Here is a 25,316-nt window from a genome sequence, read left to right on the forward strand (position 1 = left end):
AATAATTGAATGACCCTTAAAAATCCCGCAAAGCGGGTAATCGTGGCGTCCCCTAGGGGACTCGAACCCCTGTTACCGCCGTGAAAGGGCGGTGTCCTAGGCCACTAGACGAAGGGGACACAAACCTTCTGTACAGTGATCAGCGATGAGGCTGATCGATTCAAGGACGGTGTGGCCGGAACCTTGAACCTGTAAATTGGTGGAGCTAAACGGGATCGAACCGTTGACCTCTTGCATGCCATGCAAGCGCTCTCCCAGCTGAGCTATAGCCCCGATTTTTCGCCTGGCGGCGCAGCAGACCTTTCGAGCTGCTTGTTGAAACTGGCGTCCCCTAGGGGACTCGAACCCCTGTTACCGCCGTGAAAGGGCGGTGTCCTAGGCCACTAGACGAAGGGGACAAAACCTTCTGTACATCCGATCAGCGCTGAGTGCTGATCGATTCAAGGACGGTGTGGCCAGACCTTGAACCTGTAAATTGGTGGAGCTAAACGGGATCGAACCGTTGACCTCTTGCATGCCATGCAAGCGCTCTCCCAGCTGAGCTATAGCCCCTCATCGGTGAGGACGGGGCGAATCTTAATGGCGGTTTGGAAACGTGTCAAATTTATTTTCAACAATTTTCAAAATTTTTTGCCGGGATAACAATCACTTACCGTCGAAACCCCGGAAGACCGGGGTTTCGTCGTTACCGCCGTCTGTTTAAGCGATAGCGCCCAACAGCTTTTCCCACTCTTTGTTTTCTTTCTTCGAGACACCGCCAAGCAAATCAAGGGCTTGGCGCAGACGGAAACGCGTGAGGTCCGGGCCGAGGATTTCCATCGCATCGAGCACCGACACCGAACTGGCCTGCCCGGTGATCGCGGCAAACATCAGCGGCATGGCATCGCGCAACTTCAGCTCCAGAGACTCGACCACCGCCTGGATCGTCGCGGTGATTGCATCCTTCTCCCACTGGCGCAGGCTTTCGAGCTTCCACAGGATCAACTGCATCAGTTGGCGTACCTGGTCACCCGAAAGCTTTTTCGACTCAAACAGCTTGGCGTCCGGGTTCACGCCACCTGCGAAGAAGAAGCTGGCCAACGGTGCGACCTGGCTGAATGTCTCCACCCTGCCCTGCACCAGCGGCGCGATCTTCATCATGTACTCGGGGTTGAGCGCCCATTGCTGCACGCGGCTGGCGAATTCCTCTACGGGCAAGTCACGCAGCCACTGGCCGTTGAGCCACGAGAGCTTTTCGATATCGAAAATCGGCCCGCCCAGGGAGACGCGGGACAGGTCGAAGTTATCGACCATTTCCTGCAGCGAGAACTTCTCGCGCTCGTCCGGCATCGACCAGCCCATGCGGCCCAGGTAGTTGAGCATCGCCTCGGGCATGAAGCCCATGCGCTCGTAGAAGGTCACCGACGTCGGGTTCTTGCGCTTGGACAGCTTGCTCTTGTCCGGGTTACGCAGCAGCGGCATGTAGCACAGCTGCGGCTGTTCCCAGCCGAAGTATTCGTAGAGCAGGATCAGCTTCGGCGCCGACGGCAGCCACTCTTCGCCGCGCAGCACGTGGGTGATGCCCATCAGGTGGTCGTCCACCACGTTGGCCAGGAAGTACGTCGGCAAGCCGTCGGTCTTCATCAGCACCTGCATGTCCATGCGGTCCCACGGGATCTCGACGTCGCCGCGCAGCATGTCCGGCACCACGCATACGCCTTCGCTCGGCACTTTCATGCGGATGACATGGGGCTCGCCGGCAGCCAGGCGCGCGGCGACTTCTTCTTTGGACAACAGCAGCGCGCGGCCATCGTAGCGTGGGGTTTCGCCACGGGCCTGTTGCTCGGCGCGCATCTGGTCCAGCTCTTCGGCCGTGCAGAAGCAGGGGAATGCATGGCCCATGTCCACCAGTTGCTGGGTGTACTGCTTGTAGATGTCGCTGCGCTCGCTCTGGCGATACGGGCCGTGGGGGCCGCCGACGTCCGGGCCTTCGGCCCAAGTGATACCCAGCCAGCGCAGGGCATCGAAAATCTGCTGTTCCGACTCACGGGTCGAGCGCAGTTGATCGGTGTCTTCGATCCGCAGGATGAATTCACCGCCATGCTGCTTGGCAAAGCAGTAGTTGAACAAGGCGATGTAAGCAGTGCCGACGTGGGGATCCCCAGTAGGCGATGGCGCGATGCGCGTGCGGACGGTGGTCATGGCAGGTCTCGAATGGGCGATAAAACTGAAAATTGAAACAAGGGGCGAATGGTAACAGCCTGGGTGATTTCTGGAAAACCGAGGCGCGGCCATCGGGGGCAAGCCCCCTCCCACACTTTGATTTGTGAACGCATGCTCCCGATGAGGCCAGCCCGGTCACCGCCAATCAAACAGCCAGTAACCTGCCATCTCCCCATCTCGATGTGCGAACACCCTCAAATGTGGGAGGGGGCTTGCCCCGGTACAAACCGGGGACATCGTTTACATCTCTAACCGGGGACATGGTTTACAGGTTAATACGCATGATCAGGAGGTAACTGATCATGCCCTGGAACCAAGAGTCCCCTATGAATCAGCGAATCAGACTGGTCGCCGACTGGCTTTCTGGCAACTACACCAAAAGCCAGTTGGCACGCCGCTTTAACGTTAGTCGGCCTACCGTCGACAAATGGATTGCCCGGCACAACGGTGATTTAAAGTCCTTATCCGAACTGTCTCGGCGACCTCACAACAGCCCAAATAAAACCGACGACGAGATCTTGGCCCGCGTCGTGGCGATGAAACAGGCTCACGATAAATGGGGGCCAAAGAAGCTTCTTGAGCTATTACGGCTTGAAGATCCCTCAGTCGCCTGGCCTTCTCCGAGTACAGCAGGCCAATGGCTTGATCGGCTCGGGCTCGTCAACAAGCGACGCTTCAAGCGCCGGCACAGTATTTCCCACGTAGAGATGCGAGAAGCCAACGAACCTAACAAGACGTGGTACGCTGACTACAAAGGGCAATTCAAGATGCTTAACGCGCAGATGTGCTTCCCTTTGACCGTTACGGACCACGCGTCCCGGCTGATTCTGGCGTGCAGGGCCCATCCCAAGATCATGACCCAGCCGGTAAAACAAACATTTGAGAGGCTTTTTCAGGAGTACGGCATGCCGGAAGTTATCCGTTCGGACAACGGGGTTCCGTTCGCCTCTCCTGGCTTGGCAAGAATGTCCACATTGGCAGTTTGGTGGATACGCCTGGGCATCTATCCGGAGCGCACCATGCCTGGAAGGCCAGCGCAGAATGGCCGCCATGAGCGAATGCACCGTAGTTTGAAGCTTGAGCTGCCCTTAGGAAAAAACTTAGTCGAGCAGCAGCTTTTGCTGGAGCACTTCAGGCATGAGTTCAATTACGTACGCCCTCATGAAGCACTCGGTATGAAACGTCCGGGAGATTTGTATGTACCGTCCTCCCGACCTTACCCAGGATGCTTGCCCGATGTGGAGTATCCCGCGCAAATGAAGGTTCGCAGCGTCAGGCAGGATGGATCGATCAAATGGAACGGCAAGTTGGTATTTATCAGCGAGGCGCTATCTGGGGAACGGATAGGGCTCAAAGAAGCTGACGAGGATGTTTGGGATTTGTACTTGTGTGATTATCCCTTGGGGAGGCTTGGACGAGGTATGACCCGCGTCCAGGCCTCAAAAGTGTAAACGATGTCCCCGGTTTCAGATGTAAACGATGTCTACGGTTCTACACCCCGATGAGGCCAACCCGGTCACCGCCAATCAAACAGCCAGTAACCTGCCATCTCCCCATCTCGATGTGCGAACACCTTCAAATGTGGGAGGGGGCTTGCCCCCGATGAGGCCTGCACAGCCACCGCCAATCAAACAGCCAGCAACCGCTCACGCAGCTTGCCAATCTCATCGCGCGTCTGCGCCGCGGCCTCGAATTCAAGATCCCGCGCCAGTTGGTACATTTTCTCCTCCAACTGCCGAATCCGCTTGGTGATCTCACTCGGCGAGCGCAGTTCGTTTTCGTACTTGGCGCTTTCCTCTGCCGCCTTGGCCATGCCCTTGCGCTTCTTGCTGCGCGAGCCAGGCACGGTGGCGCCTTCCATGATGTCGGCCACGTCCTTGAACACACCTTTGGGGGTGATGCCATGTTCCAGGTTGAACGCAATCTGCTTCTCGCGACGGCGCTCGGTCTCGCCAATCGCCCGCTCCATGGACCCGGTGATGCGGTCCGCATACAGGATCGCCCGGCCATTGAGGTTACGCGCCGCACGGCCGATGGTCTGGATCAGCGAGCGTTCGGAGCGCAGGAAGCCCTCCTTGTCCGCATCCAGGATCGCCACCAGCGACACCTCCGGCATGTCCAGACCTTCGCGCAGCAGGTTGATGCCCACCAGCACATCGAAGGTGCCCAGGCGCAGATCACGAATGATTTCCACGCGCTCCACGGTGTCGATGTCCGAGTGCAGGTAACGCACACGCACGCCGTGGTCGGCCAGGTAGTCGGTCAAGTCTTCGGACATGCGCTTGGTCAGGGTGGTGACCAGCACCCGCTCTTCCAGCGCCACGCGCTTGTTGATTTCCGACAGCAGGTCATCGACCTGGGTCAGTGCCGGGCGGATTTCGATTTGCGGGTCCACCAGGCCGGTCGGCCGCACCAGTTGCTCGATCACCCGGCCGGCATGTTCGGCCTCGTAGTTGCCAGGCGTCGCGGACACAAAGATGGTCTGCGGGCTGATGGCTTCCCACTCATCGAAACGCATCGGCCGGTTATCCAGCGCCGAGGGCAGACGGAAGCCGTATTCCACCAGGGTTTCCTTGCGCGAACGGTCGCCCTTATACATCGCGCCCACTTGCGGCACGCTGACGTGGGACTCGTCGATCACCAGCAAGGCGTCCGGCGGCAGGTAGTCATAGAGTGTCGGTGGCGGCGCCCCGGAATCGCGGCCCGAGAGGTAGCGCGAATAGTTTTCGATGCCGTTGCAGTAGCCCAGCTCCAGGATCATCTCCAGGTCGAAGCGGGTGCGCTGCTCCAGGCGCTGGGCCTCCACCAGCTTGTTATTGGCGCGCAGATATTCCAGGCGCTCGGCCAACTCGACCTTGATGCCTTCGATAGCCCCCATGAGGGTTTCACGCGGGGTCACGTAGTGGCTTTTTGGATAAAAGGTGAAGCGCGGCAGTTTGCGGATCACCTCGCCGGTCAACGGATCGAAGGCCGACAGGCTTTCGACTTCATCGTCAAACAGCTCGATGCGGATCGCTTCGAGGTCGGATTCGGCCGGGTAGATGTCGATCACATCGCCACGCACACGGAACGTGGCGCGGGCAAAGTCCATGTCGTTGCGGGTGTACTGCAGGCTCGTCAGACGGCGCAGCAGTTCGCGCTGGTCGAGTTTGTCGCCACGGTCGACGTGCAACACCATTTTCAAATAGGTTTCGGGGCTGCCCAGGCCGTAAATGCACGACACCGTGGTGACGATGATCGCGTCCTTGCGTTCCAGCAAGGCCTTGGTCGCCGAAAGCCGCATTTGCTCGATGTGGTCGTTGATCGACGCGTCCTTCTCGATAAACGTATCGGAGGACGGCACGTAGGCTTCCGGCTGATAGTAGTCGTAGTAGGAAACGAAATACTCCACCGCATTGTTCGGGAAGAACGCCTTGAACTCGCCGTACAGCTGGGCGGCCAGGGTCTTGTTCGGCGCCAGCACCAGGGTCGGGCGCTGCACCTGTGCGATCACGTTGGCGATGCTGAACGTCTTGCCTGAACCGGTCACCCCGAGCAACGTCTGATGCGCGAGGCCAGCCTCGATGCCTTCGACCATCTGGCGAATGGCTTCCGGTTGATCGCCGGCGGGTTCAAAACGGGTGACGAGCTGGAAATCCGACATAACGTACCTCGTGTGGTCACCCCAGACTCAACACCGCCAGGGACGAAATAGCTCAGCAACCGGCGAATAGTCATCGCAGGCTGCAGGAAAAAACCATGATAGCCGTAGTAGTGGTGACGAATGTGACCGGTTTCAAGGCAATCGTCCTACCTGCCGTCCGAGTCAATATTGCAATAAGACTAACGGTCGGCAAATAAACCGAAAAACTTGGCCGAAAAGCCATTTCGGCTGTCGCCCTCAGCCGTCATGGCCTCTATACTAGCTCCCCGTTTGTGCACCGCTCTAGTGCAACCGGCTGGAGCGCGACACGTCCCTCCCTTCCCCCATAGAGCTGCCGCAAAAATGAGCCTGTTCTCCGCTGTCGAAATGGCACCACGCGATCCAATCCTGGGCCTCAACGAAGCATTCAACGCTGATACACGAACCACCAAGGTCAACCTTGGCGTGGGCGTTTACTGCGACGAGGAGGGGAAGATTCCACTCTTGCGTGCCGTTGCCGAAGCGGAAGCCATTCGCGTGGCGCAACATGCAGCCCGTGGCTACTTGCCGATTGACGGCATCGCCGCCTACGACAAGGCCGTGCAAACCCTGCTGTTCGGTGCCGAGTCGCCGCTGCTCGAAGCCAACCGTGTGGTGACCGTGCAGGCCGTGGGTGGCACCGGTGCGCTGAAGATCGGTGCCGACTTCCTCAAGCAGCTGCTGCCCGACGCCGTCGTCGCCATCAGCGACCCAAGCTGGGAAAACCACCGCGCGCTGTTCGAAACCGCCGGTTTCCCGGTGCAGAACTACCGCTACTACGACGCCGCTACGCACGACGTCAACCGTGCCGGCCTGCTCGACGACCTCAACGCCCTGCCGCCACAGTCCATCGTGGTGCTGCACGCCTGCTGCCATAACCCGACCGGCGTCGACCTGAGCCCGGCCGACTGGCAGAACGTGCTGGACGTGGTCAAGGCCAGGAACCTGGTGCCATTCCTCGACATGGCCTACCAGGGCTTTGGCGACGGCATCCAGGAAGACGCCGCCGCTGTGCGCCTGTTCGCGGAGTCGGGCCTGACCTTCTTTGTATCCAGCTCGTTCTCCAAGTCGTTCTCCCTGTATGGCGAACGCGTGGGCGCGTTGTCCATCGTCAGCGACTCCAAGGAAGAAAGCGCGCGCATCCTGTCCCAGGTCAAGCGTGTGATCCGTACCAACTACTCCAACCCGCCGACTCACGGTGCGGCGATCGTTGCAGCGGTGCTGAACAACCCTGAGCTGCGCGCCCAGTGGGAAGCGGAACTGGCCGAAATGCGCCTGCGCATCCGCGGCATGCGCGAGCAGATGGTGGCCGAACTGGCCAAAGCTGCTCCCCACCACGACTTCAGCTTCGTCGGGCGTCAACGCGGAATGTTTTCCTACTCCGGCCTGAGCGTTGAGCAAGTCACCCGGTTGCGCAGCGAGTTTGGTATCTACGCACTGGACACCGGGCGTATCTGCGTGGCGGCACTGAACCAGTCGAACATTGGCGCAGTGACCAAAGCCATCGTTCAGGTGCTGTAAACCTGCCGGCGTCATATAAGGGGGAAGCCAATGGCTTCCCCCTTTTTGTTGGCGAACCCACTAGACTGGACACCAACTGCCCTCTTGCTGCGAGAACCCTATGAGAAACGATGACCTGGACCTGCGCGCCGATCGCGACGAACTGCACGACTACGCCCCGCGTGCGCCCCAGGCCAAGCGCCAGAAAAGCCTGGTGCTGCAAGTGGCGCTGGGGGTGTTCCTCGGTGGCCTGGCGTTGTGGCTGGTGCAATTGGGCGCGACTGCAATCATGGCCAAGCTGGCCATGGGCACTCTGCAATTTGGCGGCTGATGAAGATCAAAATGTGGGAGGGGGCTTGCCCCCGATGGCGGCAATCCAGCCAGTATTTCGGTAACTGACACACCGCTATTGGGGGCAAGCCCCCTCCCACATTGGACCTATGGCGCTACCAAGCCGCGTTCCTCCAGCAGTTTTACGAAGCTGCTCAAACTCTGCGACACCGTGCCCCTGCGCCAGATCAGCCAGGTGTTCAACACACGGTAGCTGTCTGCCAGCGGCCACACGCTCACCGCCGCAAACCCCGGCATGCTTTCCAGCATGCTGCGCGGCATCAACGCCAGCCCTGCCCCCGCGCTGACGCACGCGAGCATGCCGTGGTAGGACTCGATCTCGAAGATCTTGCCCGGCATTGCGCCGTCCTGTGAGAACCAGCGCTCAAAGTGGTGCCGGTAGGAGCAGTTCGAGCGAAAGGTGTAGATATTCTCGCCATTCACCTCTCGCCCCCGCGTGATCGGCGCGTGGTGCAGTGGGGCAATCACCACCATTTCTTCCTCGAACACCGCCACGCCTTCCAGGGTGGAATGCAGCACCGGGCCATCGACAAAGGCCGCCGTCAGACGCCCGGACAGCACGCCTTCGATCATCGTGCCCGACGGCCCGGTGCTCAGGTCCAGCTCGACCTTGGTGTGCTTCTGGTTATACGCCGCCAGCAACGCGGGAATACGCACCGCCGCGGTACTTTCCAGCGAGCCCAGGGCAAACGCACCCTGGGGCTCCTCCCCCGCCACCGTTGCGCGGGCTTCCTGTACCAGATCGAGAATACGTCGCGCATAGCCGAGGAAATTCCACCCGGCCGGTGACAGGCGCAGGCGACTCTTCTCACGAATGAATAACTCCACGCCCAGATCCTGCTCCAGTTGCTTGATACGCGTGGTCAGGTTCGACGGCACGCGGTGAATCAACTGCGCGGCGGCGCTGATGCTGCCTTGTTCGGCAACCGCCTTGAAAATTTCCAGTTGCACCAGGTCCAAGTCATTCTCCAATCGTGAATGTATCGCTTAATATTATTCAGTTTCCAGAAAAGGTACAGCGCCGTACGCTGGGCTCCATTCCAGTCACCCCAGCAGGACAATGCCATGAACGCTATTTCGCACCAGACCCACGCGTTGTCGATCAACCCGGCCAACGGCGAAACCGTCGCCAGCTACGCGTATGAAAGCCCATCGCTGCTGGATGCCGCGCTCAACCGTTCCACCGCTGCCTTCCGCACCTGGCGCCGCCAACCCGTCGGCCAGCGCGCCGAATTGCTGTTGGCCCTGGCCAGCGCCCTGCGCGACCAGGCCGAAGCCATGGCACAGATGATCACCCTGGAAATGGGCAAACCGATCGCCCAGGCCCGCGCCGAAATCGAAAAATGCGCCCAGCTCAGCGAGTGGTACGCAGCGCACGGCCCCGCCATGCTCGCGCCGGAGCCGACGCTGGTGGACAACGGCAGCGCCCAGATCGAATACCGCCCGCTGGGGCCGATCCTTGCCGTGATGCCGTGGAATTTCCCGGTATGGCAAGTGCTGCGCGGCGCCGTACCGACCATGCTCGCCGGCAACACCTACGTGCTTAAACATGCGCCAAACGTGATGGGCAGCGCCTACCTGATGCAGCAGGCGTTCCACAAGGCCGGCTTCGCTGAAGGCTTGTTCGAGGTGATCAACGTCACCACCGAGGGTGTGTCCAGCGCCATCGCCGACCCACGCATCGCCGCCGTCACCCTCACCGGCAGCGTGCGCGCCGGGATCGCCATCGGCTCCCAGGCCGGTGCAGCCTTGAAGAAATGCGTGCTGGAACTGGGCGGCTCCGATCCGTTCATCGTGCTCAACGACGCCGACCTCGACGCAGCCGTACAGGCCGCGCTGATCGGCCGCTTCCAGAACAGCGGCCAAGTCTGTGCCGCCGCCAAGCGCCTGATCATCGAAGCCGGGGTGGTCGAAGCCTTTACCGCCAAGTTCCTCGAAGCCAGCCGCAACCTGGTGATGGGCGACCCGACCTCGGCGACCACCTACATCGGCCCCATGGCGCGTTTCGACCTGCGTGATGAACTGCACGGTCAGGTCCAGTCCACCCTCGAAGAAGGCGCGACCCTGCTGTTGGGCGGCAATAAAGTCGCAGGCGCAGGCAACTATTACGAGCCCACCGTGCTGGCTGACGTCACCGACCAGATGACCTCGTTCAAGCAGGAACTGTTCGGCCCTGTTGCGTCCATCATCACCGCCCGCGACGCCGACCATGCGGTGGCATTGGCCAACGACAGCGAATTCGGCCTGACCGCAAGTATCTTCACCACCGACCCGGCGAAAGCGCGGGACATCGCCAACCAGCTGGAAACCGGCGGCATCTTCGTCAACGCGTTCAGCGTCTCCGACCCTCGGGTGGCGTTTGGTGGCATCAAGAAAAGCGGGTTCGGACGCGAACTGTCGCACTTCGGCGTACGCGAATTCTGCAATGCGCAGACGGTATGGCTGGATCGTAAATAAACAGCCCTGGCGTCAACACACATCAAATGTGGGAGGGGGCTTGCCCCCTCCCACATTTGGACCCAGACAGCCCTGAAGGGCCGTATCAACAGCGGATATGCCGCCGCACGCACTGCACCAGCCCATCCAATGCCTGCGGCTTTACCGGCGCCAGGACGCACACCGTGTGTTCACGCTCGCCTTCGGTCACGGTGAGCGTGTAATGCACCTGGCTCGGATTGCCGGAGGGCCGGGTGCTTTGGGGCAACTGGAAAAACTTCGACTCCGCGATCAGTTGCCGCAACTCCTGCTGATCCTGCTCGGGCAGGGCATCGAGCTCGACGCTGCGAGGCTGGGCCAGGCCCGGAAAGTACGCCGGGCCGCCGTTTTCCTTGATCGAGATTCGCATCGCTGTTCCTCACCGCCGTGGCGGATTGTCAGACGTTAATGCCCACTGCTTTCCAACCTTCCTTAACGGCTTTCTGCTCATCCTTGTTCGCGCCATACAGACGCCCGGCCACATCGTACGTGATGCGTGCAAAACGCAGAAACCCCGAATTCGGCCGCAATCGCGCGTCGCGCAAGGCGTCATACCAGATGCGCCCGGCCCGCTCCCAGGCAAAGCCGCCGATCCGGGTCGCGACCTGATAGAACGCATGGTTGGGGATGCCGGAATTGATATGCACGCCGCCATTGTCGTCATAGGTTTGCACAAAGTCATCCATGTGCCCCGGCTGAGGGTCCTTGCCCAGCAACGTGTCGTCAAACGCGGTGCCGGGTGCCTTCATCGAGCGCAGCGCGGTGCCTTTGATTTTTTTCGTGAACAGCCCCTTGCCGATCAGCCAGTCGGCGTCTTCAGCTTTCTGCTGCAACGCATACTGTTTGATCAATGAACCGAACACGTCCGACAGCGACTCGTTCAACGCCCCGGACTGGTTGAAATACATCAGCTTGGCTTCATCCTCGGTAACCCCATGGGCCAATTCATGGCCAATCACGTCGAGTGCCACGGTGAAGCGGTTGAACAGCTGCTGGTCGCCGTCGCCAAATACCATCTGGGTCGAATTCCAGAACGCGTTGTTGTAGTCCTGGCCGAAGTGCACCGTGGCATCCAGGGCCATGCCGGCATCGTCGATGGAATTGCGGTCGAATACCTGGTCGAAAAAGTCGAAGGTCGCGCCCAGGCCGTCATAGGCCTCGTCCACCGCGGCATCACCGCTGGCTGGCTGGCCTTCGCCGCGGATCAGCTTGCCCGGCAGGCTGTCGCTGTTTTCGGCACTGTAGATCGAGCGCTGTTTCACGGCACCCGCGGCCAGCGCCATGCGGGCTGGACCCTTGGCGGGGACGGCGACCATGCGCAACGAGCGGAACGTACTGTCCTTGGCGCGCGTGCGCAGCGCGACCTCCCGTTGGGCTTTATCGCCGTGGCGCGCGATCTGGTCGAGCATGTACGGCGGGATCAGGCAGAAAATCGGGTTGCGCTGTTGGCGAACACACATAAGCTGGCTCCTTTTTGGCGTGTGGTGAACGGCCGGTTAACGGTTTCAGGATAGACCCGAGTCTGCCGCCTTGGCTAAATTGTCATGAAAAGATGTTGCAGTCGTGTTTATCCCAAACCATCAGGAGTACCCCATGCCGGCACGTACCGTCAAAATCGACCTGGCCTGGCGCCCAAGGCTGGCGGACCTTCGCCCCGTGGTCACGCCGAGCCCCTCCCTGCTGGACGCCAGGGCCGCAACGCCACGCGTCACCTCAGCCAAGGACCTGCAAGACCGGCGCGGTTACGCCGAAGATTTTCTTGGCAGCTTTGGCGTGCCCTGGCCCACGCTTGACCCGGCCCTGGCGGGCGACGCCCAGCCCGGGCGCCTGGATTACACGCACTTTTCCATCAGCATGTCGCGTTCCCGCCGGCTGGCCCTGTATGTAGGCGTCAACATCGACGGCGCAAAGCATGTGGACATCGTGCGCAGCAATGACAGCTGGGCCTACGATGGCCGCCTGCCCATCGACGCCCAGGTGGGAGAAGACCTGTACGCCGGCAATGGTCTTGACCGTGGCCACCTGGTGCGGCGCCAGGACCCCAACTGGGGCGACGACGCGAACACTGCCAATGGCGACACCTTCCACTTCACCAACTGCTCGCCGCAGATGACCGGCTTCAACCAGAAGACCTGGCTGGAACTGGAGGATTACATTCTCGACAACACCCAGCGCTGGAAAGCCCGCGCCAGCGTATTTACCGGCCCGGTGTTCGCCGACGACGACCGCCTGTACCGTGGCGTGAAAATCCCCAAGGCGTTCTGGAAAGTCGTGGCCTACCTCAGCGACGACGGCAAACCCTCGGCCAGCGCCTACATGATCGACCAGAGCCGCGAACTGGGCCAACTGGACCTGGTGTTCGGCCCGCTCAGGACCTACCAGCGCAGCGTGATTCAGATCGAACAGTTGACCGGCATCCGCTTCGGCAACCTGGCCGACTACGACGGCTTCAGCAACGAAGAGCGCGCCACGGGAACGCGCATCGAAGCGTTGATCCGCGGGCCTGGAGATATCCGCCTGTGACCGGCGTCACTTCAACCTCCCTCTCAAGGGCCGAATCAACTACCATAGCGCCGCCGGTTCCCCCACGGGACTAATAGGGAATTCGAAACGCCGCCCGCGACGTCAATCGAAACTGCCCCCGCAACTGTAGATGCCGAGCCTGCTCCCCACTGCCACTGGACGTTGTCCGGGAAGGCTGGAGCATGGCGACGACGCATCAGTCAGGAGACCTGCCGGCCCAGTGACTGACTAACCGGCGGGGTGTCCGGGAAGGCCATCCTTGCCCTGCCCGGCCGGCAGCGTTCGTGGGTGTATTTCCGTACCGTACCGCCCCTGCTTCACCTACGGTTCAAACGGAGATTGCCCCATGCTGCCACGCGTTACGGCCCTGATCATCGGCCTGGGTTGCTGTGCCCTGGCACACGCGGCGCCTACCCACTACCCGCTGACGCTGGAAAACTGCGGCAGCCACGTCACGTTTGCGCAAGCGCCAGCGCGCAGCGTGACCATCGGCCAGGCCGCCACCGAGATGCTGTATGCGTTGGGCGTTGGCGATAAAGTGGTCGGCACCTCGCTGTGGTTCAACGATGTTTTGCCACAGTACAAAGCGCAGAACGACAGCATCGAGCGCCTGGCCAATAACGAGCCGAGCTTCGAAGCGGTGATCGCCAAGCGCCCGCAGCTGGTGGCCGCCGAGCTGGAATGGGTGGTCGGCCCCCAAGGCGTGGTGGGCACCCGCGAGCAGTTTCATGAGCTGAACATCCCCACCTACCTGCTACCGTCGGACTGCGAAGCCAAGGACAATCGCGTAGGCGCCGACGGCACGCGGCTGGAAGCGTTCCGTATCGAGACGATCTACAAGAGCCTCAGCCAACTGGCCGAGATCTTCGACGTGCAAGCTCGCGGCCAACAGCTTACCGACGAACTCAAGGCGCGCCTGGCCAAGTCCATTGCCACCGTGCAGCGCAAAGGTTTGAAGCAGGCCAGCGCGCTGGTGTGGTTTTCCAGCGCCGAGATGGCCAGCGATCCATACGTGGCGGGCCACAAAGGCGTTCCCGAATTCATGCTGCAAACCCTGGGCCTGCGCAACGTGGTGCAGTCCGATGAAGAATGGCCCGCCGTTGGCTGGGAAACCATCGCCAAGGCCAACCCCACCTTCCTGGTAATTGCGCGCATGGACCGTCGCCGCTATCCCGCCGACGACCATGAAAAGAAACTGGCCTTCCTGCGCAGCGACCCGGTGACCCGCAACATGGACGCGGTGAAACACAACCGCATCATCATCCTCGACGCCCTGGCGCTGCAGGCCAGCCTGCGCACCTTCGACGGCCTTGAACAACTGTCTGCCGCCATCGACAGCTACGACCTGCCGCAATGATACGAACCCTGCTCGCCCTCACGCTGCTGCTGATCGCCCTGCTCGCCGGGGTGGCCATCGGCGAAACCGCCATCTCGCCGCAGGTGGTGCTCCAGGTGCTCGCCAACAAACTCTGGGCGGCCGGCTACGTGCTGGACCCCATCGATGAAGGCGTGGTGTGGAATTACCGTCTGACCCGCGCCCTGGTGGCCGGCGCCTGTGGTGCGGGCCTGGCCACGTGTGGGGTCATCCTGCAGTCGTTGTTGCGTAATCCGTTGGCCGATCCGTACCTGTTGGGCATCAGCGCCGGCGCTTCGACCGGTGCGGTGCTGATTGCGTTGATCGGCGTGGGCGGCGGTTTGATTTCGTTGTCGGCCGGCGCATTCGTCGGCGCCATGGCCGCGTTCGCGCTGGTGATTCTGTTGGCGCGGGCCAGCGGCTCGTCCAGCGGCACCGGGCAGATTATCCTGGCTGGCATCGCCGGCTCGCAGCTGTTCAATGCGCTCACCGCGTTCCTGATCACCAAATCCGCCAGCTCCGAACAGGCGCGCGGCATCATGTTCTGGCTGCTGGGCAACCTCAGCGGCGTGCGCTGGCCGGCGGTGTGGCTGGCGGTGCCGGTGGCGTTGATGGGGCTGGTGGTGTGCCTGTGGCACCGGCGCGCGCTGGATGCGTTTACCTTCGGCACCGATTCAGCGGCCTCCGTTGGTATTCCGGTGCGGCGCGTGCAGTTTGTGCTGGTGGGCTGCGCGGCGGTGGTGACGGCGGTGATGGTGTCGATTGTCGGCTCCATTGGCTTTGTCGGACTGGTGATTCCCCATGCCGCACGCCTGATACTCGGCACCGGGCACTCGCGTTTGCTGCCCGCCAGCGCCCTGGGCGGCGCGTTGTTTCTGATCGCCGCCGATGTGCTGTCACGCACCCTGATCAAAGGCCAAGTGATTCCGGTGGGTGTGGTCACCGCACTGGTCGGCGCGCCGGTGTTTGCGCTGATCCTGATCGGCCGGAGAAATGCGCGATGAGTGTATTAAGTTGCAACGGGCTGGGCTTCAGGGTGCGTGAGGCTGAGCTGTTGCGTGACATTAACCTGCAGGTGGAGTCGGGTGAAACCCTGGGCATCGTCGGGCCAAACGGGTCGGGCAAGTCGACCCTGCTCAAGTTGCTCGCGGGGTTGCGTACGCCGGCCAACGGCGAGGTACGCCTGGGCGACCAGCGTTTAGGCGACTTGTCCCGTCGCGCCATCGCGCGGCAAGTGGCCGTGGTGGAGCAACAGGCCGATACCGACGACGCCATCCGCGTGTTCGATGCCGTTGCCCTGGGCCGCACGCCGTGGCTGTCGGCACTGAGCCCCTGGTCGCAGGAACATGACGCCATCGTGCGCCAGGCCCTGCACGACGTGGACGCCACCCACCTGAGCCATCGCGCCTGGCGCAGCCTCTCCGGCGGCGAACGCCAGCGCGTGCACATCGCCCGCGCGCTGGCGCAGCGGCCGCAGATTCTGCTGCTGGACGAGCCGACCAACCACTTGGACATCCAGCACCAACTGACCATTCTCAAAGGCGTGCAGGCGCTACCGGTCACTACCTTGATTGCCCTGCACGATCTCAACCAGGCGCTGACCTGTGATCGCCTGGCCGTGCTCGACCGTGGACGGTTGGTGGCGCTGGGCACGCCGCTGCAGGTACTGACGCCGCAGCGGCTACAGGAGACATTCGGGGTGCAGGGCCATTACCTGACAGATCCGTTTGACGGTGCAAAAATCCTGCGCCTGCGCTCCAACTGACGCCTGGAGCAGATCATCGAGCAGATCGTTCCCACGCTCTGCGTGGGAATGCCGCCTGTGACGCTCCGCGTCCCGCAAACCGCTGGGTGACGCAGAGCGTCACGGGCGGCTTTCCCACGCGGGAGCGTGGGAACGATCAGACGCAAGGATCTTACATAGCCCGATGCATGTGCGTGGTCTGCCACACCGGATCCGTCTCGACGTCCACTACCTCAAACCCTTGCCGTCGCCAGAAATCAATTGCCCCAGGCAGAAACGGGTGGGTGTGCAAGTAGACCATCTCCACGCCATCGGCCCGTGCCAGCAGCTCCAGCGAACGGTATAACTCACCCGCCAGGCCGAAGCGACGCCATGCGGGGAGTACGTACAGGCGCACCACTTCCACCGTCTTGAGCCCCTGGTAATTCAACTGCGGGAAACGCCCGTCATACGGCAGATAGCCAATGGCGGCAACGATCTGCCCATCGGCCTGGGCAGTCAGAAATCGCCCGCCTCCGTGAAGGTATACCGCCTCGAAGCGCGCCAGATCGTCCGGCAAGGCGGCAGTGCTGAGCAGGGGAAAAAGCTCGGCACGCGCCCGCATCACAAATTCCAGAACATCGGGGATAGCCGCAGCGCTAACCGCCTCAATGGTGGGCTTCTCGTGCATAAACCCTCAATAAGGCTGAAGCTGCTCGGGATGCAGGGCAGCGCAAATCCTGCCGGTTATCCACTGGCGGCTATACGCCAGAACCCGATCAGCCATCGCCACCGGAAAATGAATAAAACCATGGGCCGTTTCAGGCAACAGATGCGCCTCAACCTCTGCCCAGCGCTCGGCGATCAGCAGCGTGTCGTCCTTGAGCGGGTCCAACTCGCCCACGAACATCAGCGCCGGCGGCATGCCTGCAAAGTCTCCATACAAGGGTGATAACGGCGGCTGGCGACGCTCTTCGTCGGTGATTCCCGGCGTGAGCAAGCGCAGCGCCGTTACCATGCCCGGACCATCGAGCAACAGCGTCTGCGGCCCAGCGGTGCGTACGCTCGGCGTGCCGGTCAGGTCGTAAACGCCGTAGTACAACACCGCGCCACTGACGCGCTTGAGCAGCTGCGGCCACTGCTTGAGCGCCAGCAACGTCGCCGCCGCCAGGTGCCCACCGGCCGACTCGCCGACAACAATCACCGGCAAATCGGCAAACTCGGCGCAGTCTTCCAGCAGCCAGCGCGCAGCGACCAGGCAGTCTTCCAGCAGCCCTTCGACTGGCGTGTTGACGGCCAGCCGATAATCCACCGACACCACCGCCACGTCGCAGGCGCGCACCATGCCCAGGTTGAGGTCGTCATTCATCTGCGCGTTGCCGATCACCCAGCCGCCGCCGTGGATATCCAGCACCACGCCTTTGGGTGCACCGGCCGGGCGCATGATGCGCACCGGCACGGAGCCGACGAGCCTGCGTTCCACCACCGGCGCCTTCTTGAGGCTTTGGCGAGTGCGCAACAGCGCCTGGATCAGCCGTGGCGTGACGCGGTTGCGCACCTTGAAGCGGGGCATCCACGCCAGCGTTTGATTGAAGCGGCGCATCTGCGCCAGCTCGGGCTCGCTGGCGGGCCAGTGTTGGTAAGCCATCAGCGGTTGTTACGCAGGATCGAGAAGTTCAACGCCACCGCCACACACAGCCAGGCCAGGTACGGGAACAGGATCAAGCCGGTAATCAGGTCCAGACGCACCGCCAGCACCACCATCGCCGCCACGGTCAGCCACAGCAGCACAATGATCACCATCCCCGCGAACAAGCGATGCGCGCCGAAGAACACCGGCGTCCACAGCGTATTCAACGCAATCTGCGCCGCCCACAGCGCCAACACCATTTCACTGCCCGGGATCAGGCTCAAGCGATAACCGGCCCAGGCCAGCAGCAGATAGATGATCGTCCACGCCACCGGGAACAACCAATTGGGCGGAGTGAAGCTGGGCTTGACCAGGGATTCGTACCAGGCGCCGGGTTTGAAGATCACACCGGTACTGGCGGCGGCGGCGCAGGCGAGCAGGAAAATGAAGAAGGTCATGATCGGTCCTTGAGGTCGAGTGGGTGGAAAGCAACGCTCTGCTTTCAATGACTCAAACTAGCGCAGATAAATTCAATATGCGCCGCAAAAATGACAGGCAGGCCGCTTCGTCCCCACGTCATGAAGCCAAAACAACCGCGGCGCCCACAGGGGGGTTAGCTGTGTCAGCGGGATCCTGGTTTCCAGGGCCATCGAAACGAGTGCAGTTCTGACCAACAACACCGCTCGAATGTGGGAGCTGTCGAGCCCCGGCGAGGCTGCGATGGCGGCGGCACAGTCGACATTTTCATTGCCTGACACACCGCTTTCGCAGCCTCGCTAAAGCTCGACAGCTCCCACAGGGGATCGGCGGTGTCAGCGGGATCCTGGTTTTCCAGGGCCATCGAAACGAGCGCAGTTCTGGCCAACAACACCGCTCAAATGTGGGAGCTGTCGAGCCCCGGCGAGGCTGCGATGGCGGCGGCACAGTCGATATCTTCAGCGCCTGACACACCGCTTTCGCAGCCTCGCTAAAGCTCGACAGCTCCCACAGGGGATCGGCGGTGTCAGCGGGATCCTGGTTTCCAGGGCCATCGAAACGAGTGCAGTTCTGACCAACAACACCGCTCAAATGTGGGAGCTGTCGAGCCCCGGCGAGGCTGCGATGGCGGCGGCACAGTCGATATCTTCAGCGCCTGACACACCGCTTTCGCAGCCTCGCTAAAGCTCGACAGCTCCCACAGGGGATCGGCGGTGTCAGCGGGATCCTGGTTTCCAGGGCCATCGAAACGAGTGCAGTTCTGACCAACAACACCGCTCAAATGTGGGAGCTGTCGAGCCCCGGCGAGGCTGCGATGGCGGCGGCACAGCCGACATTTTCATTGCCTGACACACCGCTTTCGCAGCCTCGCTAAAGCTCGACAGCTCCCACAGGGGATCGGCGTTGTCAGCGGGATCCTGGTTTCCAGGGCCATCGAAATGAACGCAGTTCTGACCAACAACACCGCTCAAATGTGGGAGCTGTCGAGCCCCGGCGAGGCTGCGATGGCGGCGGCACAGTCGACATTTTCATTGCCTGACACACCGCTTTCGCAGCCTCGCTAAAGCTCGACAGCTCCCACAGGGATCGGCGGTGTCAGCGGGATCCTGGTTTTCCAGCGCCATCGAAACGAGTGCAGTTCTGACCAACAACACCGCTCAAATGTGGGAGCTGTCGAGCCCCGGCGAGGCTGCGATGGCGGCGGCACAGTCGACATTTTCATTGCCTGACACACCGCTTTCGCAGCCTCGCTAAAGCTCGACAGCTCCCACAGGGGATCGGCGGTGTCAGCGGGATCTCGGTTTGCAGGGCCATCGTGACAGGCGCAGCGCTAGACCGCCCTCGGCGGGTTATTCGGCGGGTCCCGGTTGCACAATCCTGAGCCAAGGCCAGCGCGCCTGATAACTGCGGGCCTTGTGCAAAAACAGCTCCGGCTCCGCATGCGTGGGGTTAATGCGCAGCACGCCCTGCTCCACATCTGCCAACCCGTACGGCGCATACACCTCTCCCGTGGCAATATCCAACGCGATGCACGTGCCCGCCACCAGGTAACGGTCCACCCCTTGCCTGGCCGACTGCAGCTGGGGGTATGGCCGGCCAAACCGCTGCCCATACCAGAGGTGAACCCGCGCCTGGTTCTTGACCTCCACGTTGACGCCCAGGTCCTGGAATAACTGCTCGGCTTTACGAATCACCGCATCCTCTGCCTCGTAGGACAGATCCTGATCAAAGTAAAAAACGTCATAGTCCTTCACCCCCTCGTCCACCGGGCGATTCGCCTGATGGTTCCACACCGCCTGAAACAGACAACCGGCTGTGAGCAGGCACTGCTGTACCCCGAGCGACGGCAAGCGTGCGGTAATCTCAGCGTTGACGGGGTTGGTCATGGCCAGCTGGAGTAATGTATCGACGGTCAATGTCATGAAGATTCCTGGGGGATCTGTTCTACGCGCCTCGACTCTACCGCAGATCAGCCGCGCCCACGACTCCAGTATGATGGGCGCCCTGCACTTACAAAAACCGGAGCCCCAGATGCCGCTGACCCAACGCGACAGCGCCCGCCTCGACCGCCAATTGATCGCCGCCCTCACTGAAGCCTGCGAAACCGCCAAGGCCGAAATCCCGGGCTTCGACTGGCTGACCCACACGGTCGACTACAGCGCCTTCCCCCAAAGCCTGCGGGTAACCTGGGTGTTCGACACCCGCGCCAACAAGGCACTCGCCCTCGCCACCGGTGCCGACCAACGCATGCGCGAGCTGACCGCCACGGCTTTGCATGCTGCAGACGTTCCGGCCTTGGCGATGGAGCGTTGCGTGCAGTTTGATTCCGAAGAAGAGTGCCGCGTGCAACAGGGGGGTGACTGGCGTGCGAGGCTGGCGCGTCGATAACCCAAATGCTGGAGACGACTGAAACCGATTCGAATGGCGAATGATTGAATCGAATTCGGCGATGACTCCAGGCCAGAAAAGGTCATTCATGAGATACAGATCGCACCATGCTCGCGTGCATGGCGGTTGCGCTGATTTCACTTGACGTTTCTTGTTCGAGGGGCTTGGTCATCGAGCCTGTCCTTGCTCCAGCCACCGGCGCATGCTCGGCCATCAACTCTATTACCCAGTCGATAAAGACCCGCACCTTGGCGCTGACATGGCGATTGGGCGGGAATGCCAGGTACATCGGCATTGGCGCCATGTGCCAGTCCTCAAACAGCGGCAGCAACTCGCCGCTGAGCACGTGCGGTTTGGCCATGTACTGCGGTAGCCAAAGCATGCCCAGACCCGCCAGGCCGGCGGCGAGGTACGCATTGCCGTCGTCGACCGTCAGTTGCGGGCGGCCCTGGGTCTCGATGCGTTCCTCACCACGCCGCATCGCGTAGGGCAAGGATTTGCCCGTACGAAACCAGAGAAAGCCCACGGTGCTGTGCCCGCCCTCCTCGATTTCATGGGGGTGCTCTGGCGTACCGAAGCGCTGCAGATAAGCGGGCGCGGCATACATGCCGATGTTCAAATCGCCCACATGCCTTGCCACCAGTGACTGATCGATGATTTCGCCGCCGCGCACCACGCAGTCGATGTTTTCGCCAATGATGTCGACAATCCGATCGCTCACGCCCAGGGTCAGCTGGATTTCCGGATAGCGTGCAAAGAAGCCCGGCAAGGCGGGTATCAGCAGCATGCGCGCAAACGGGCTGGGCACATCCACCCGCAGGCGCCCGCGCGGGGTCATCGAGGCGCTGGACAGGCTGGTCTCGGCGTCGTCCATATCGACCAGTAGCCGGATGACGCGCTCGTAGTAGGCCGCGCCATCGGCGGTGACGTTGACCTTGCGTGTGGTGCGGTTGAGCAGGCGCACGCGCAGCCTCGCTTCCAGTTGCTGAACGAGCTGCGTCACGGTGGTCTTGCTCATGTGCAGGGTGGCTGCCGCCTTGGTGAAACTGCCGGTTTCCACCACTCGGGCAAAGGCCTGCATTGCATCGAAACGGTCCATTTCACGCCTCATTGGGGTCTGGATAGTTTGGATTCTACAAACAGTCATGACCAGCGTTGCGCGTTTATTGGGGGCGCTCGTCTTTTTACACTGGCCCCCTCATAAACAGCGGGCCGCGTTGGCCCCGAAGGAGGTATGCAATGACCGGTAAACGTGATGTCGTTTTCCCGCCTGACCGCCATGCACTGTACGAGCTGCACCGCTACTCACCGGCGATTCGCTCCAACGGTTTTCTGTTCGTCTCCGGTCAGGTCGGCAGCCGCAAGGATGGTTCGGCCGAGCCGGACCTCGCGGCACAGGTTCGCCTGGCCTTCTCCAACCTCAACGCGATCCTGGCCGAGGCTGGCAGCAGTTTCGAGGATGTGGTCGACACGACCATCTTCATGGTCGACCCCGCCTCGACATTCGAAACGATCTGGGAAGCAGTGGCCGAGTACTGGGGCGAAGCGCCCTACCCGACGGCGACCGCGATCGGCGTGACCTGGCTGTCCGGCTTCGACTTCGAGATCAAGGTGATTGCCAAACTGCCCCAATAAACTCGGCTCAGCCGTTCTCCGACCATCAAGGGTAACCCTCTCGTTTTCAGGCGCTTTGAAGTAATGGGCATGAGGAAAATACTGACAGCCCGCAAATACCAGCAGCGTCAGAAAACAGAGGGTCAGGCGAGTCCGGAAACCTCCCCTGGTTCAGGATATTGCACCGATGGTGACCGCATGGACGGAGGCGGTTATCTGGATGGGTATGCGTTCTTAGAAAGCAGGCCCTGCATAAGGTATTCTGCACTGCATCAACCTCGACCCCAGGCTACCGACCCCTGCGGTACTGAGCCGGCGCCTATGGGATCTCTACATGCTAATCGGCCACCGCTTCGAACACCTCGCCAACGGCGATCTGCACATCCACTCACGCAACCTCGTGCAAAGCGCATTTATGCTGCTGATCGGCGCAATCACCTTGATCCTGCCGGTGGCCTGCGTCGGATTCTGGCTTACCGAATGGCAAGCGCAACTGGCCGATCTGAATCCCTTGTCGACCCTCCTGTTAGTACTCACGCTGCTGTTGATGCCTGCCTTGGGCCTATCGCTGATGGTGTACATGGGCTCCCGCGAGTCGTTGCGCTTGTCACGCGTCGGCGGGAAAGGCGAGCGCCGCACGCAGAACTTTTTCGGGCGCCGAGAGCGTGTGAAGTCGGTATTCAACCTCGATAACCCGCGCGCTTTGGAACTGCGCCGCCGCGAGCAGGCCGAGCCCATCTATACCCAGCTGTGGCTGGTAATGCGCGATGGCGGCGAGCACCGCTTGACCACCGATAACGTCCCGGTGGTGCCGGGCAGCAAACGCACCGACCTTTGGCTGCGGACACTGGCCGACTACCTCGACGTGGCCGTGCCTGACGAGGTCGTCATGGAATCGGCGGTCGGTAACCCGGCACCCTATCGGCCGGCGCCAACGCCGGCGAAGATCGCCAGGCAGCGCAAAGCCAAAGGCCCCGTGCCTGCGGCTGAGTCGACCGAACAACTCGGCATTCCCGCGCGCGCCCTGCTCGCGCTGATAGGCACTTTCCTCGCAGTGCTGGAGCTGAATCAGGCCGTCGCATTGGTGCCGGCGGTGATCAGCGGGCGGTTGCGGATCAGCGGTTTCAGATCGGGATACACGACGTTCTACTGGGCCGAACAACCGGTCGCTTTTTCATTCAACGTGTTTTTGGGTGTGATCGAGGTGCTGGTTATCGGGTTCATCGCCTGGCAGTGCCTGCGCACGGCGGTGCTGGGGCGGATGAAAGCCGATCCTTGAAAACGCGACAGATGGAACTGGTGACTTGCGCGTGGAGAGCCAGACGCGGAGGAACTCAAGCTGAAGGAAAATTCCCACCGCCCTTGGGGCACCTTGCTCCACTGCCTACGCTTGCGTCAGAATCCGCCGGCTTGTGCGCTGGGGTGGCCGTCTTTAAGGTGGCTCGGTCGCTGAATCTCTCGGCGATCGGGTTTAGTAGCCTGACGGTTTATCCAGACAACAGTGCATGAGCTGCATCAATCAGAGGTTGCTGTCTGTGCTTGATGGCGGCTGTGTGCAGGGCACCTTCGGGTGCGCCGGCTTTCGTTTGGATTCCCCGGTCTACTAACCTGCGCGCAGCTGCCACCCTTCTGTTTAGTAGCTGAAGGGAGCTAGCCACACTCAGGAATTCAAACATGCTCTTCACCGTCTCTCCCAACGCCAGCAAAGAAGCCCTCATTACCAATAGCTACGAAACCTTCACCAGCGTCAGCACCTTGCTGCTCGACCTGTCCGAAGACCTCAACGGCAAACACCGCGACGTCGCACTGGCGATCCACCAACTGAGCGAGCTGGGCGTGCTTCTGACCGCCAGGCTGCTGGACCGCGAGGCGCCGTGCACCCACTGATTTAAAGCAACTCAAAAGCGCGATTATCGCTGAGTCGTTGTAGAAGCTCGGCGATTTGCTTTTTGATCAGAGGGTTGCCAAGCGATATAGCGCTTGAACATGGGACGTCGCTAGCCCAAAACGCTGCAAATTACGGCGACTTTGCGAGCTGGCAAGCGCAGTTGCAGCGATCACCACACTGCCATGCTTTTTCGCTTGCGCTATTCGATGACCTATCAGGGCTGCGTGATAGCCCAAACCTCGCGCACTTTTTTGTGTAGCCGCCGTCCCAAGGTAGGCAATTCCATTGCTGGCCAGGTACATCAGCGCTCCAGCGACAACCCGCCCATCCACTTCAAGCACGTAGATTTTAAGACGGTCATTTGACATCAGTCCCGCGAACGAAGCCTGGCTCATCTGACGATGCTCTGGCTTGGTATGAAACCCACTCGCATGAACGGATGCGAACTCAGGAAGCGTGTGTGAGGTGGCCTCTTCGATTTTAAATGAGTGCTGGTTCAAGATGACGTTATCGATGGAGCACGCAAGTTGCAGATGTGTCCACCCCCTCAGGCGCTCCAATCGCTCACCGCCCACATGAGCGTGCTGTCCCAGCGTCGAGGCCGTTCCGATCAGAGGTGTTACGGTCGAATACGCTGCCGACGTCTTGAGCAAGCTCAGCAGTGCCTCAGGGCTGCCGGCACTGTCGCCGTAGATGCGATTGAGCATCGGGCTAGGTGATGCCTTCACGTGAAAGCATGGAAAAGCCTCGTTGAAAAACACACGAGCACCAAAAGGGTTTCCACTTACCCGAGACAAGCTCTCAACTCGAGCACACAAATACTCGCTTTCTGCAGCCTCGATCGCCTTAGCCATCTCCATATTCACGTGCAGAGTCCTTTTCGAGTATTCATTAGGAGGTAGCGGTAAATCATAGAAGACACGTCACTGACTAAGACGTAAATAACTGCCCTTTCCCGATAAGCCGCTATCGGCACCATGGCGCGTTAAAACCTACATCCGGTGCATCGCATCCAACTAGCAAGCGGGGCCAATCGGCGCAACGCTCTGTCGAACATAATAATTGTCGAATTCGCTGCTCTCGACGAATTGGAAGCCATGGCGAGTATAAAAGCGATTCGAAGCGCTTCCTTTGAGTGCACCCACTTTCACAGGGAGTGCAGCCGCATCCGCCGTTTTGAAAATCTGCATAAGAACAGCGGCGCCTATCCCCAATCCTTGCGCGCTGGGTCTCACATATAAGTGGTCGAGCAACAATTGATTGTGGTGATGCTTGAGCACAACAAACCCAACCCTCTCTCCCGACACCTCGATGTAGTGCGTGCTGTGCGCTTCAAAACCGCTAAGAAACCGCTCGCGCGCGCGTACTGGATCAAATCGCCCAACACGCTCCAGGCTTTCGCGCATCGCCTCAATTCGGATGGCTACGAGATTGTCCAGGTCGCTCTGTTGGGCTCGGGCCAAAACAACCGGGAAATTTTGATTGGGCACAACGGGCATATTCTGGCCTCGAACTACCGTCCTGGGCGGT

23 protein-coding genes, 4 tRNA genes, 1 pseudogene and 1 riboswitch are annotated in these 25,316 nt (G+C 60.9%); of the genes and pseudogenes, 12 read left to right on the forward strand and 16 right to left on the reverse strand.

Features of this window, described 5'->3' with window-relative positions; all coding sequences use genetic code 11:
* Positions 1 to 43 precede the first annotated feature (43 nt).
* The 5 genes from SC318_RS17355 to gltX form a co-directional block, all read right to left on the reverse strand.
* Positions 44 to 119 (reverse strand) — tRNA-Glu (locus SC318_RS17355).
* Positions 120 to 197: 78 nt separating this feature from the next.
* Positions 198 to 273 (reverse strand) — tRNA-Ala (locus SC318_RS17360).
* Positions 274 to 322: 49 nt separating this feature from the next.
* Positions 323 to 398: transfer RNA gene (locus SC318_RS17365), tRNA-Glu, on the reverse strand.
* Positions 399 to 476: 78 nt separating this feature from the next.
* Positions 477 to 552, reverse strand: a tRNA-Ala gene (locus SC318_RS17370).
* Positions 553 to 699: 147 nt separating this feature from the next.
* Positions 700 to 2,181 (reverse strand): glutamate--tRNA ligase, encoded by a 1,482-nt coding sequence (gene gltX / locus SC318_RS17375; RefSeq protein WP_005789780.1) that lies wholly within the window; start codon positions 2,179 to 2,181, stop codon positions 700 to 702.
* Between the two features lie 323 nt (positions 2,182 to 2,504).
* Here gltX and SC318_RS17380 point away from each other — a divergent pair, with 323 nt between their 5' ends.
* On the forward strand, positions 2,505 to 3,653 hold the full coding sequence (locus SC318_RS17380; protein ID WP_413817565.1) for an integrase core domain-containing protein: 1,149 nt from the start codon (positions 2,505 to 2,507) through the stop codon (positions 3,651 to 3,653).
* Between the two features lie 176 nt (positions 3,654 to 3,829).
* Here the strand turns inward: SC318_RS17380 and uvrB are convergent, their stop codons facing one another.
* Positions 3,830 to 5,845 carry an excinuclease ABC subunit UvrB gene (uvrB, locus tag SC318_RS17385; protein ID WP_306493808.1) on the reverse strand — a complete coding sequence of 672 codons (2,016 nt, stop codon included), beginning with the start codon at positions 5,843 to 5,845 and terminating at the stop codon, positions 3,830 to 3,832.
* 342 nt (positions 5,846 to 6,187) lie between these two features.
* On the opposite strand from uvrB, the gene SC318_RS17390 reads away from it, so the two are divergent.
* A complete protein-coding gene (locus tag SC318_RS17390; protein ID WP_320427789.1) occupies positions 6,188 to 7,384 on the forward strand; it encodes an amino acid aminotransferase in 1,197 nt (398 codons plus the stop codon).
* Between the two features lie 100 nt (positions 7,385 to 7,484).
* Positions 7,485 to 7,694 carry a hypothetical protein gene (locus tag SC318_RS17395; RefSeq protein ID WP_005789784.1) on the forward strand — a complete coding sequence of 70 codons (210 nt, stop codon included), beginning with the start codon at positions 7,485 to 7,487 and terminating at the stop codon, positions 7,692 to 7,694.
* A 107-nt stretch (positions 7,695 to 7,801) separates the two neighbouring features.
* Here SC318_RS17395 and ptrR read toward each other — a convergent pair whose 3' ends face one another.
* Entirely contained in the window at positions 7,802 to 8,674 is an 873-nt protein-coding gene (gene ptrR / locus SC318_RS17400; RefSeq protein WP_320427790.1) for a putrescine utilization regulator PtrR, read from the reverse strand.
* A 105-nt stretch (positions 8,675 to 8,779) separates the two neighbouring features.
* On the opposite strand from ptrR, the gene SC318_RS17405 reads away from it, so the two are divergent.
* Entirely contained in the window at positions 8,780 to 10,171 is a 1,392-nt protein-coding gene (locus SC318_RS17405) for an aldehyde dehydrogenase family protein (RefSeq protein ID WP_320427791.1), read from the forward strand.
* Between the two features lie 85 nt (positions 10,172 to 10,256).
* On the opposite strand, the gene SC318_RS17410 is transcribed toward SC318_RS17405, so the two are convergent.
* Both SC318_RS17410 and SC318_RS17415 read right to left on the reverse strand, forming a co-directional pair.
* Positions 10,257 to 10,559: a protealysin inhibitor emfourin gene (locus SC318_RS17410; RefSeq protein WP_320427792.1), complete on the reverse strand. Its 303-nt coding sequence runs from the start codon at positions 10,557 to 10,559 to the stop codon at positions 10,257 to 10,259.
* Between the two features lie 28 nt (positions 10,560 to 10,587).
* Entirely contained in the window at positions 10,588 to 11,649 is a 1,062-nt protein-coding gene (locus SC318_RS17415) for a M4 family metallopeptidase (protein ID WP_320427793.1), read from the reverse strand.
* Between the two features lie 133 nt (positions 11,650 to 11,782).
* Between SC318_RS17415 and SC318_RS17420 the strand changes: the two genes are divergently transcribed.
* The 4 genes from SC318_RS17420 (at position 11,783) to SC318_RS17435 (ending at position 15,831) form a co-directional block, all read left to right on the forward strand.
* Positions 11,783 to 12,712, forward strand: coding sequence for a DNA/RNA non-specific endonuclease (locus SC318_RS17420; RefSeq protein ID WP_320427794.1), 930 nt, complete (start codon positions 11,783 to 11,785; stop codon positions 12,710 to 12,712).
* Positions 12,713 to 12,749: 37 nt separating this feature from the next.
* Positions 12,750 to 12,944: riboswitch (cobalamin riboswitch) on the forward strand.
* Positions 12,945 to 13,058: 114 nt separating this feature from the next.
* On the forward strand, positions 13,059 to 14,069 hold the full coding sequence (locus SC318_RS17425; protein ID WP_320427795.1) for an ABC transporter substrate-binding protein: 1,011 nt from the start codon (positions 13,059 to 13,061) through the stop codon (positions 14,067 to 14,069).
* Positions 14,066 to 15,070 (forward strand): FecCD family ABC transporter permease, encoded by a 1,005-nt coding sequence (locus tag SC318_RS17430; RefSeq protein WP_320427796.1) that lies wholly within the window; start codon positions 14,066 to 14,068, stop codon positions 15,068 to 15,070. The genes SC318_RS17425 and SC318_RS17430 overlap by 4 nt, the downstream gene beginning before the upstream one ends.
* A complete protein-coding gene (locus tag SC318_RS17435) occupies positions 15,067 to 15,831 on the forward strand; it encodes an ABC transporter ATP-binding protein (RefSeq protein ID WP_320427797.1) in 765 nt (254 codons plus the stop codon). The genes SC318_RS17430 and SC318_RS17435 overlap by 4 nt, the downstream gene beginning before the upstream one ends.
* A 151-nt stretch (positions 15,832 to 15,982) precedes the next feature.
* Here the strand turns inward: SC318_RS17435 and SC318_RS17440 are convergent, their stop codons facing one another.
* The 4 genes from SC318_RS17440 to SC318_RS17455 all read right to left on the reverse strand — a co-directional run bounded on the left by SC318_RS17440 (position 15,983) and on the right by SC318_RS17455 (position 19,818).
* Complete coding sequence (locus SC318_RS17440; protein ID WP_320427798.1) at positions 15,983 to 16,480, reverse strand: GNAT family N-acetyltransferase; 498 nt, start codon at positions 16,478 to 16,480, stop codon at positions 15,983 to 15,985.
* Between the two features lie 6 nt (positions 16,481 to 16,486).
* Positions 16,487 to 17,437, reverse strand: a complete 951-nt coding sequence (locus SC318_RS17445; protein ID WP_320427799.1) for an alpha/beta hydrolase — start codon at positions 17,435 to 17,437, stop codon at positions 16,487 to 16,489.
* The gene (tspO, locus tag SC318_RS17450) at positions 17,437 to 17,877 is read right to left on the reverse strand and encodes a tryptophan-rich sensory protein TspO (protein ID WP_320427800.1); all 441 of its coding nucleotides are present in this window, start codon (positions 17,875 to 17,877) and stop codon (positions 17,437 to 17,439) included. Before tspO ends, SC318_RS17445 begins: the two co-directional genes overlap by 1 nt.
* A gap of 1,368 nt (positions 17,878 to 19,245) precedes the next feature.
* The gene (locus SC318_RS17455) at positions 19,246 to 19,818 is read right to left on the reverse strand and encodes a nucleotidyltransferase family protein (protein ID WP_320427801.1); all 573 of its coding nucleotides are present in this window, start codon (positions 19,816 to 19,818) and stop codon (positions 19,246 to 19,248) included.
* Between the two features lie 109 nt (positions 19,819 to 19,927).
* On the opposite strand from SC318_RS17455, the gene SC318_RS17460 reads away from it, so the two are divergent.
* A complete protein-coding gene (locus SC318_RS17460) occupies positions 19,928 to 20,284 on the forward strand; it encodes a hypothetical protein (protein WP_320427802.1) in 357 nt (118 codons plus the stop codon).
* A 196-nt stretch (positions 20,285 to 20,480) separates the two neighbouring features.
* Here the strand turns inward: SC318_RS17460 and SC318_RS17465 are convergent.
* Positions 20,481 to 21,383, reverse strand: a pseudogene (locus tag SC318_RS17465) (LysR substrate-binding domain-containing protein); the annotation flags it as partial.
* A gap of 140 nt (positions 21,384 to 21,523) precedes the next feature.
* Here SC318_RS17465 and SC318_RS17470 point away from each other — a divergent pair.
* From SC318_RS17470 to SC318_RS17480, 3 genes are all read left to right on the forward strand, one after another.
* A complete protein-coding gene (locus tag SC318_RS17470; RefSeq protein WP_320427803.1) occupies positions 21,524 to 21,919 on the forward strand; it encodes a RidA family protein in 396 nt (131 codons plus the stop codon).
* A 313-nt stretch (positions 21,920 to 22,232) separates the two neighbouring features.
* Positions 22,233 to 23,177 carry a hypothetical protein gene (locus SC318_RS17475; RefSeq protein ID WP_320427804.1) on the forward strand — a complete coding sequence of 315 codons (945 nt, stop codon included), beginning with the start codon at positions 22,233 to 22,235 and terminating at the stop codon, positions 23,175 to 23,177.
* 395 nt (positions 23,178 to 23,572) lie between these two features.
* Positions 23,573 to 23,785, forward strand: a complete 213-nt coding sequence (locus tag SC318_RS17480) for a DUF6124 family protein (RefSeq protein ID WP_320427805.1) — start codon at positions 23,573 to 23,575, stop codon at positions 23,783 to 23,785.
* A gap of 66 nt (positions 23,786 to 23,851) precedes the next feature.
* Here the strand turns inward: SC318_RS17480 and SC318_RS17485 are convergent, their stop codons facing one another.
* Both SC318_RS17485 and SC318_RS17490 read right to left on the reverse strand, forming a co-directional pair.
* Complete coding sequence (locus SC318_RS17485; RefSeq protein ID WP_413817647.1) at positions 23,852 to 24,646, reverse strand: GNAT family N-acetyltransferase; 795 nt, start codon at positions 24,644 to 24,646, stop codon at positions 23,852 to 23,854.
* 156 nt (positions 24,647 to 24,802) lie between these two features.
* Positions 24,803 to 25,285 (reverse strand): GNAT family N-acetyltransferase, encoded by a 483-nt coding sequence (locus tag SC318_RS17490; protein ID WP_320427807.1) that lies wholly within the window; start codon positions 25,283 to 25,285, stop codon positions 24,803 to 24,805.
* Between the last annotated feature and the right edge of the window lie 31 nt (positions 25,286 to 25,316).

Origin of the sequence: Pseudomonas sp. MUP55, assembly GCF_034043515.1 — a bacterium.
Taxonomy (GTDB): domain Bacteria; phylum Pseudomonadota; class Gammaproteobacteria; order Pseudomonadales; family Pseudomonadaceae; genus Aquipseudomonas.

What these genes read in the sequence shown, in the direction of transcription:
- gltX (WP_005789780.1), bottom strand. Translation starts at nt 2,181, where the DNA reads ATGACCACCGTCCGCACGCGCATCGCGCCATCGCCTACTGGGGATCCC.
- SC318_RS17380 (WP_413817565.1), top strand. Translation starts at nt 2,505, where the DNA reads ATGCCCTGGAACCAAGAGTCCCCTATGAATCAGCGAATCAGACTGGTC.
- uvrB (WP_306493808.1), bottom strand. Translation starts at nt 5,845, where the DNA reads ATGTCGGATTTCCAGCTCGTCACCCGTTTTGAACCCGCCGGCGATCAA.
- SC318_RS17390 (WP_320427789.1), top strand. Translation starts at nt 6,188, where the DNA reads ATGAGCCTGTTCTCCGCTGTCGAAATGGCACCACGCGATCCAATCCTG.
- SC318_RS17395 (WP_005789784.1), top strand. Translation starts at nt 7,485, where the DNA reads ATGAGAAACGATGACCTGGACCTGCGCGCCGATCGCGACGAACTGCAC.
- SC318_RS17405 (WP_320427791.1), top strand. Translation starts at nt 8,780, where the DNA reads ATGAACGCTATTTCGCACCAGACCCACGCGTTGTCGATCAACCCGGCC.
- SC318_RS17410 (WP_320427792.1), bottom strand. Translation starts at nt 10,559, where the DNA reads ATGCGAATCTCGATCAAGGAAAACGGCGGCCCGGCGTACTTTCCGGGC.
- SC318_RS17415 (WP_320427793.1), bottom strand. Translation starts at nt 11,649, where the DNA reads ATGTGTGTTCGCCAACAGCGCAACCCGATTTTCTGCCTGATCCCGCCG.
- SC318_RS17420 (WP_320427794.1), top strand. Translation starts at nt 11,783, where the DNA reads ATGCCGGCACGTACCGTCAAAATCGACCTGGCCTGGCGCCCAAGGCTG.
- SC318_RS17425 (WP_320427795.1), top strand. Translation starts at nt 13,059, where the DNA reads ATGCTGCCACGCGTTACGGCCCTGATCATCGGCCTGGGTTGCTGTGCC.
- SC318_RS17430 (WP_320427796.1), top strand. Translation starts at nt 14,066, where the DNA reads ATGATACGAACCCTGCTCGCCCTCACGCTGCTGCTGATCGCCCTGCTC.
- SC318_RS17435 (WP_320427797.1), top strand. Translation starts at nt 15,067, where the DNA reads ATGAGTGTATTAAGTTGCAACGGGCTGGGCTTCAGGGTGCGTGAGGCT.
- SC318_RS17440 (WP_320427798.1), bottom strand. Translation starts at nt 16,480, where the DNA reads ATGCACGAGAAGCCCACCATTGAGGCGGTTAGCGCTGCGGCTATCCCC.
- SC318_RS17445 (WP_320427799.1), bottom strand. Translation starts at nt 17,437, where the DNA reads ATGGCTTACCAACACTGGCCCGCCAGCGAGCCCGAGCTGGCGCAGATG.
- tspO (WP_320427800.1), bottom strand. Translation starts at nt 17,877, where the DNA reads ATGACCTTCTTCATTTTCCTGCTCGCCTGCGCCGCCGCCGCCAGTACC.
- SC318_RS17455 (WP_320427801.1), bottom strand. Translation starts at nt 19,818, where the DNA reads ATGACATTGACCGTCGATACATTACTCCAGCTGGCCATGACCAACCCC.
- SC318_RS17460 (WP_320427802.1), top strand. Translation starts at nt 19,928, where the DNA reads ATGCCGCTGACCCAACGCGACAGCGCCCGCCTCGACCGCCAATTGATC.
- SC318_RS17470 (WP_320427803.1), top strand. Translation starts at nt 21,524, where the DNA reads ATGACCGGTAAACGTGATGTCGTTTTCCCGCCTGACCGCCATGCACTG.
- SC318_RS17475 (WP_320427804.1), top strand. Translation starts at nt 22,233, where the DNA reads ATGCTAATCGGCCACCGCTTCGAACACCTCGCCAACGGCGATCTGCAC.
- SC318_RS17480 (WP_320427805.1), top strand. Translation starts at nt 23,573, where the DNA reads ATGCTCTTCACCGTCTCTCCCAACGCCAGCAAAGAAGCCCTCATTACC.
- SC318_RS17485 (WP_413817647.1), bottom strand. Translation starts at nt 24,646, where the DNA reads ATGGAGATGGCTAAGGCGATCGAGGCTGCAGAAAGCGAGTATTTGTGT.
- SC318_RS17490 (WP_320427807.1), bottom strand. Translation starts at nt 25,285, where the DNA reads ATGCCCGTTGTGCCCAATCAAAATTTCCCGGTTGTTTTGGCCCGAGCC.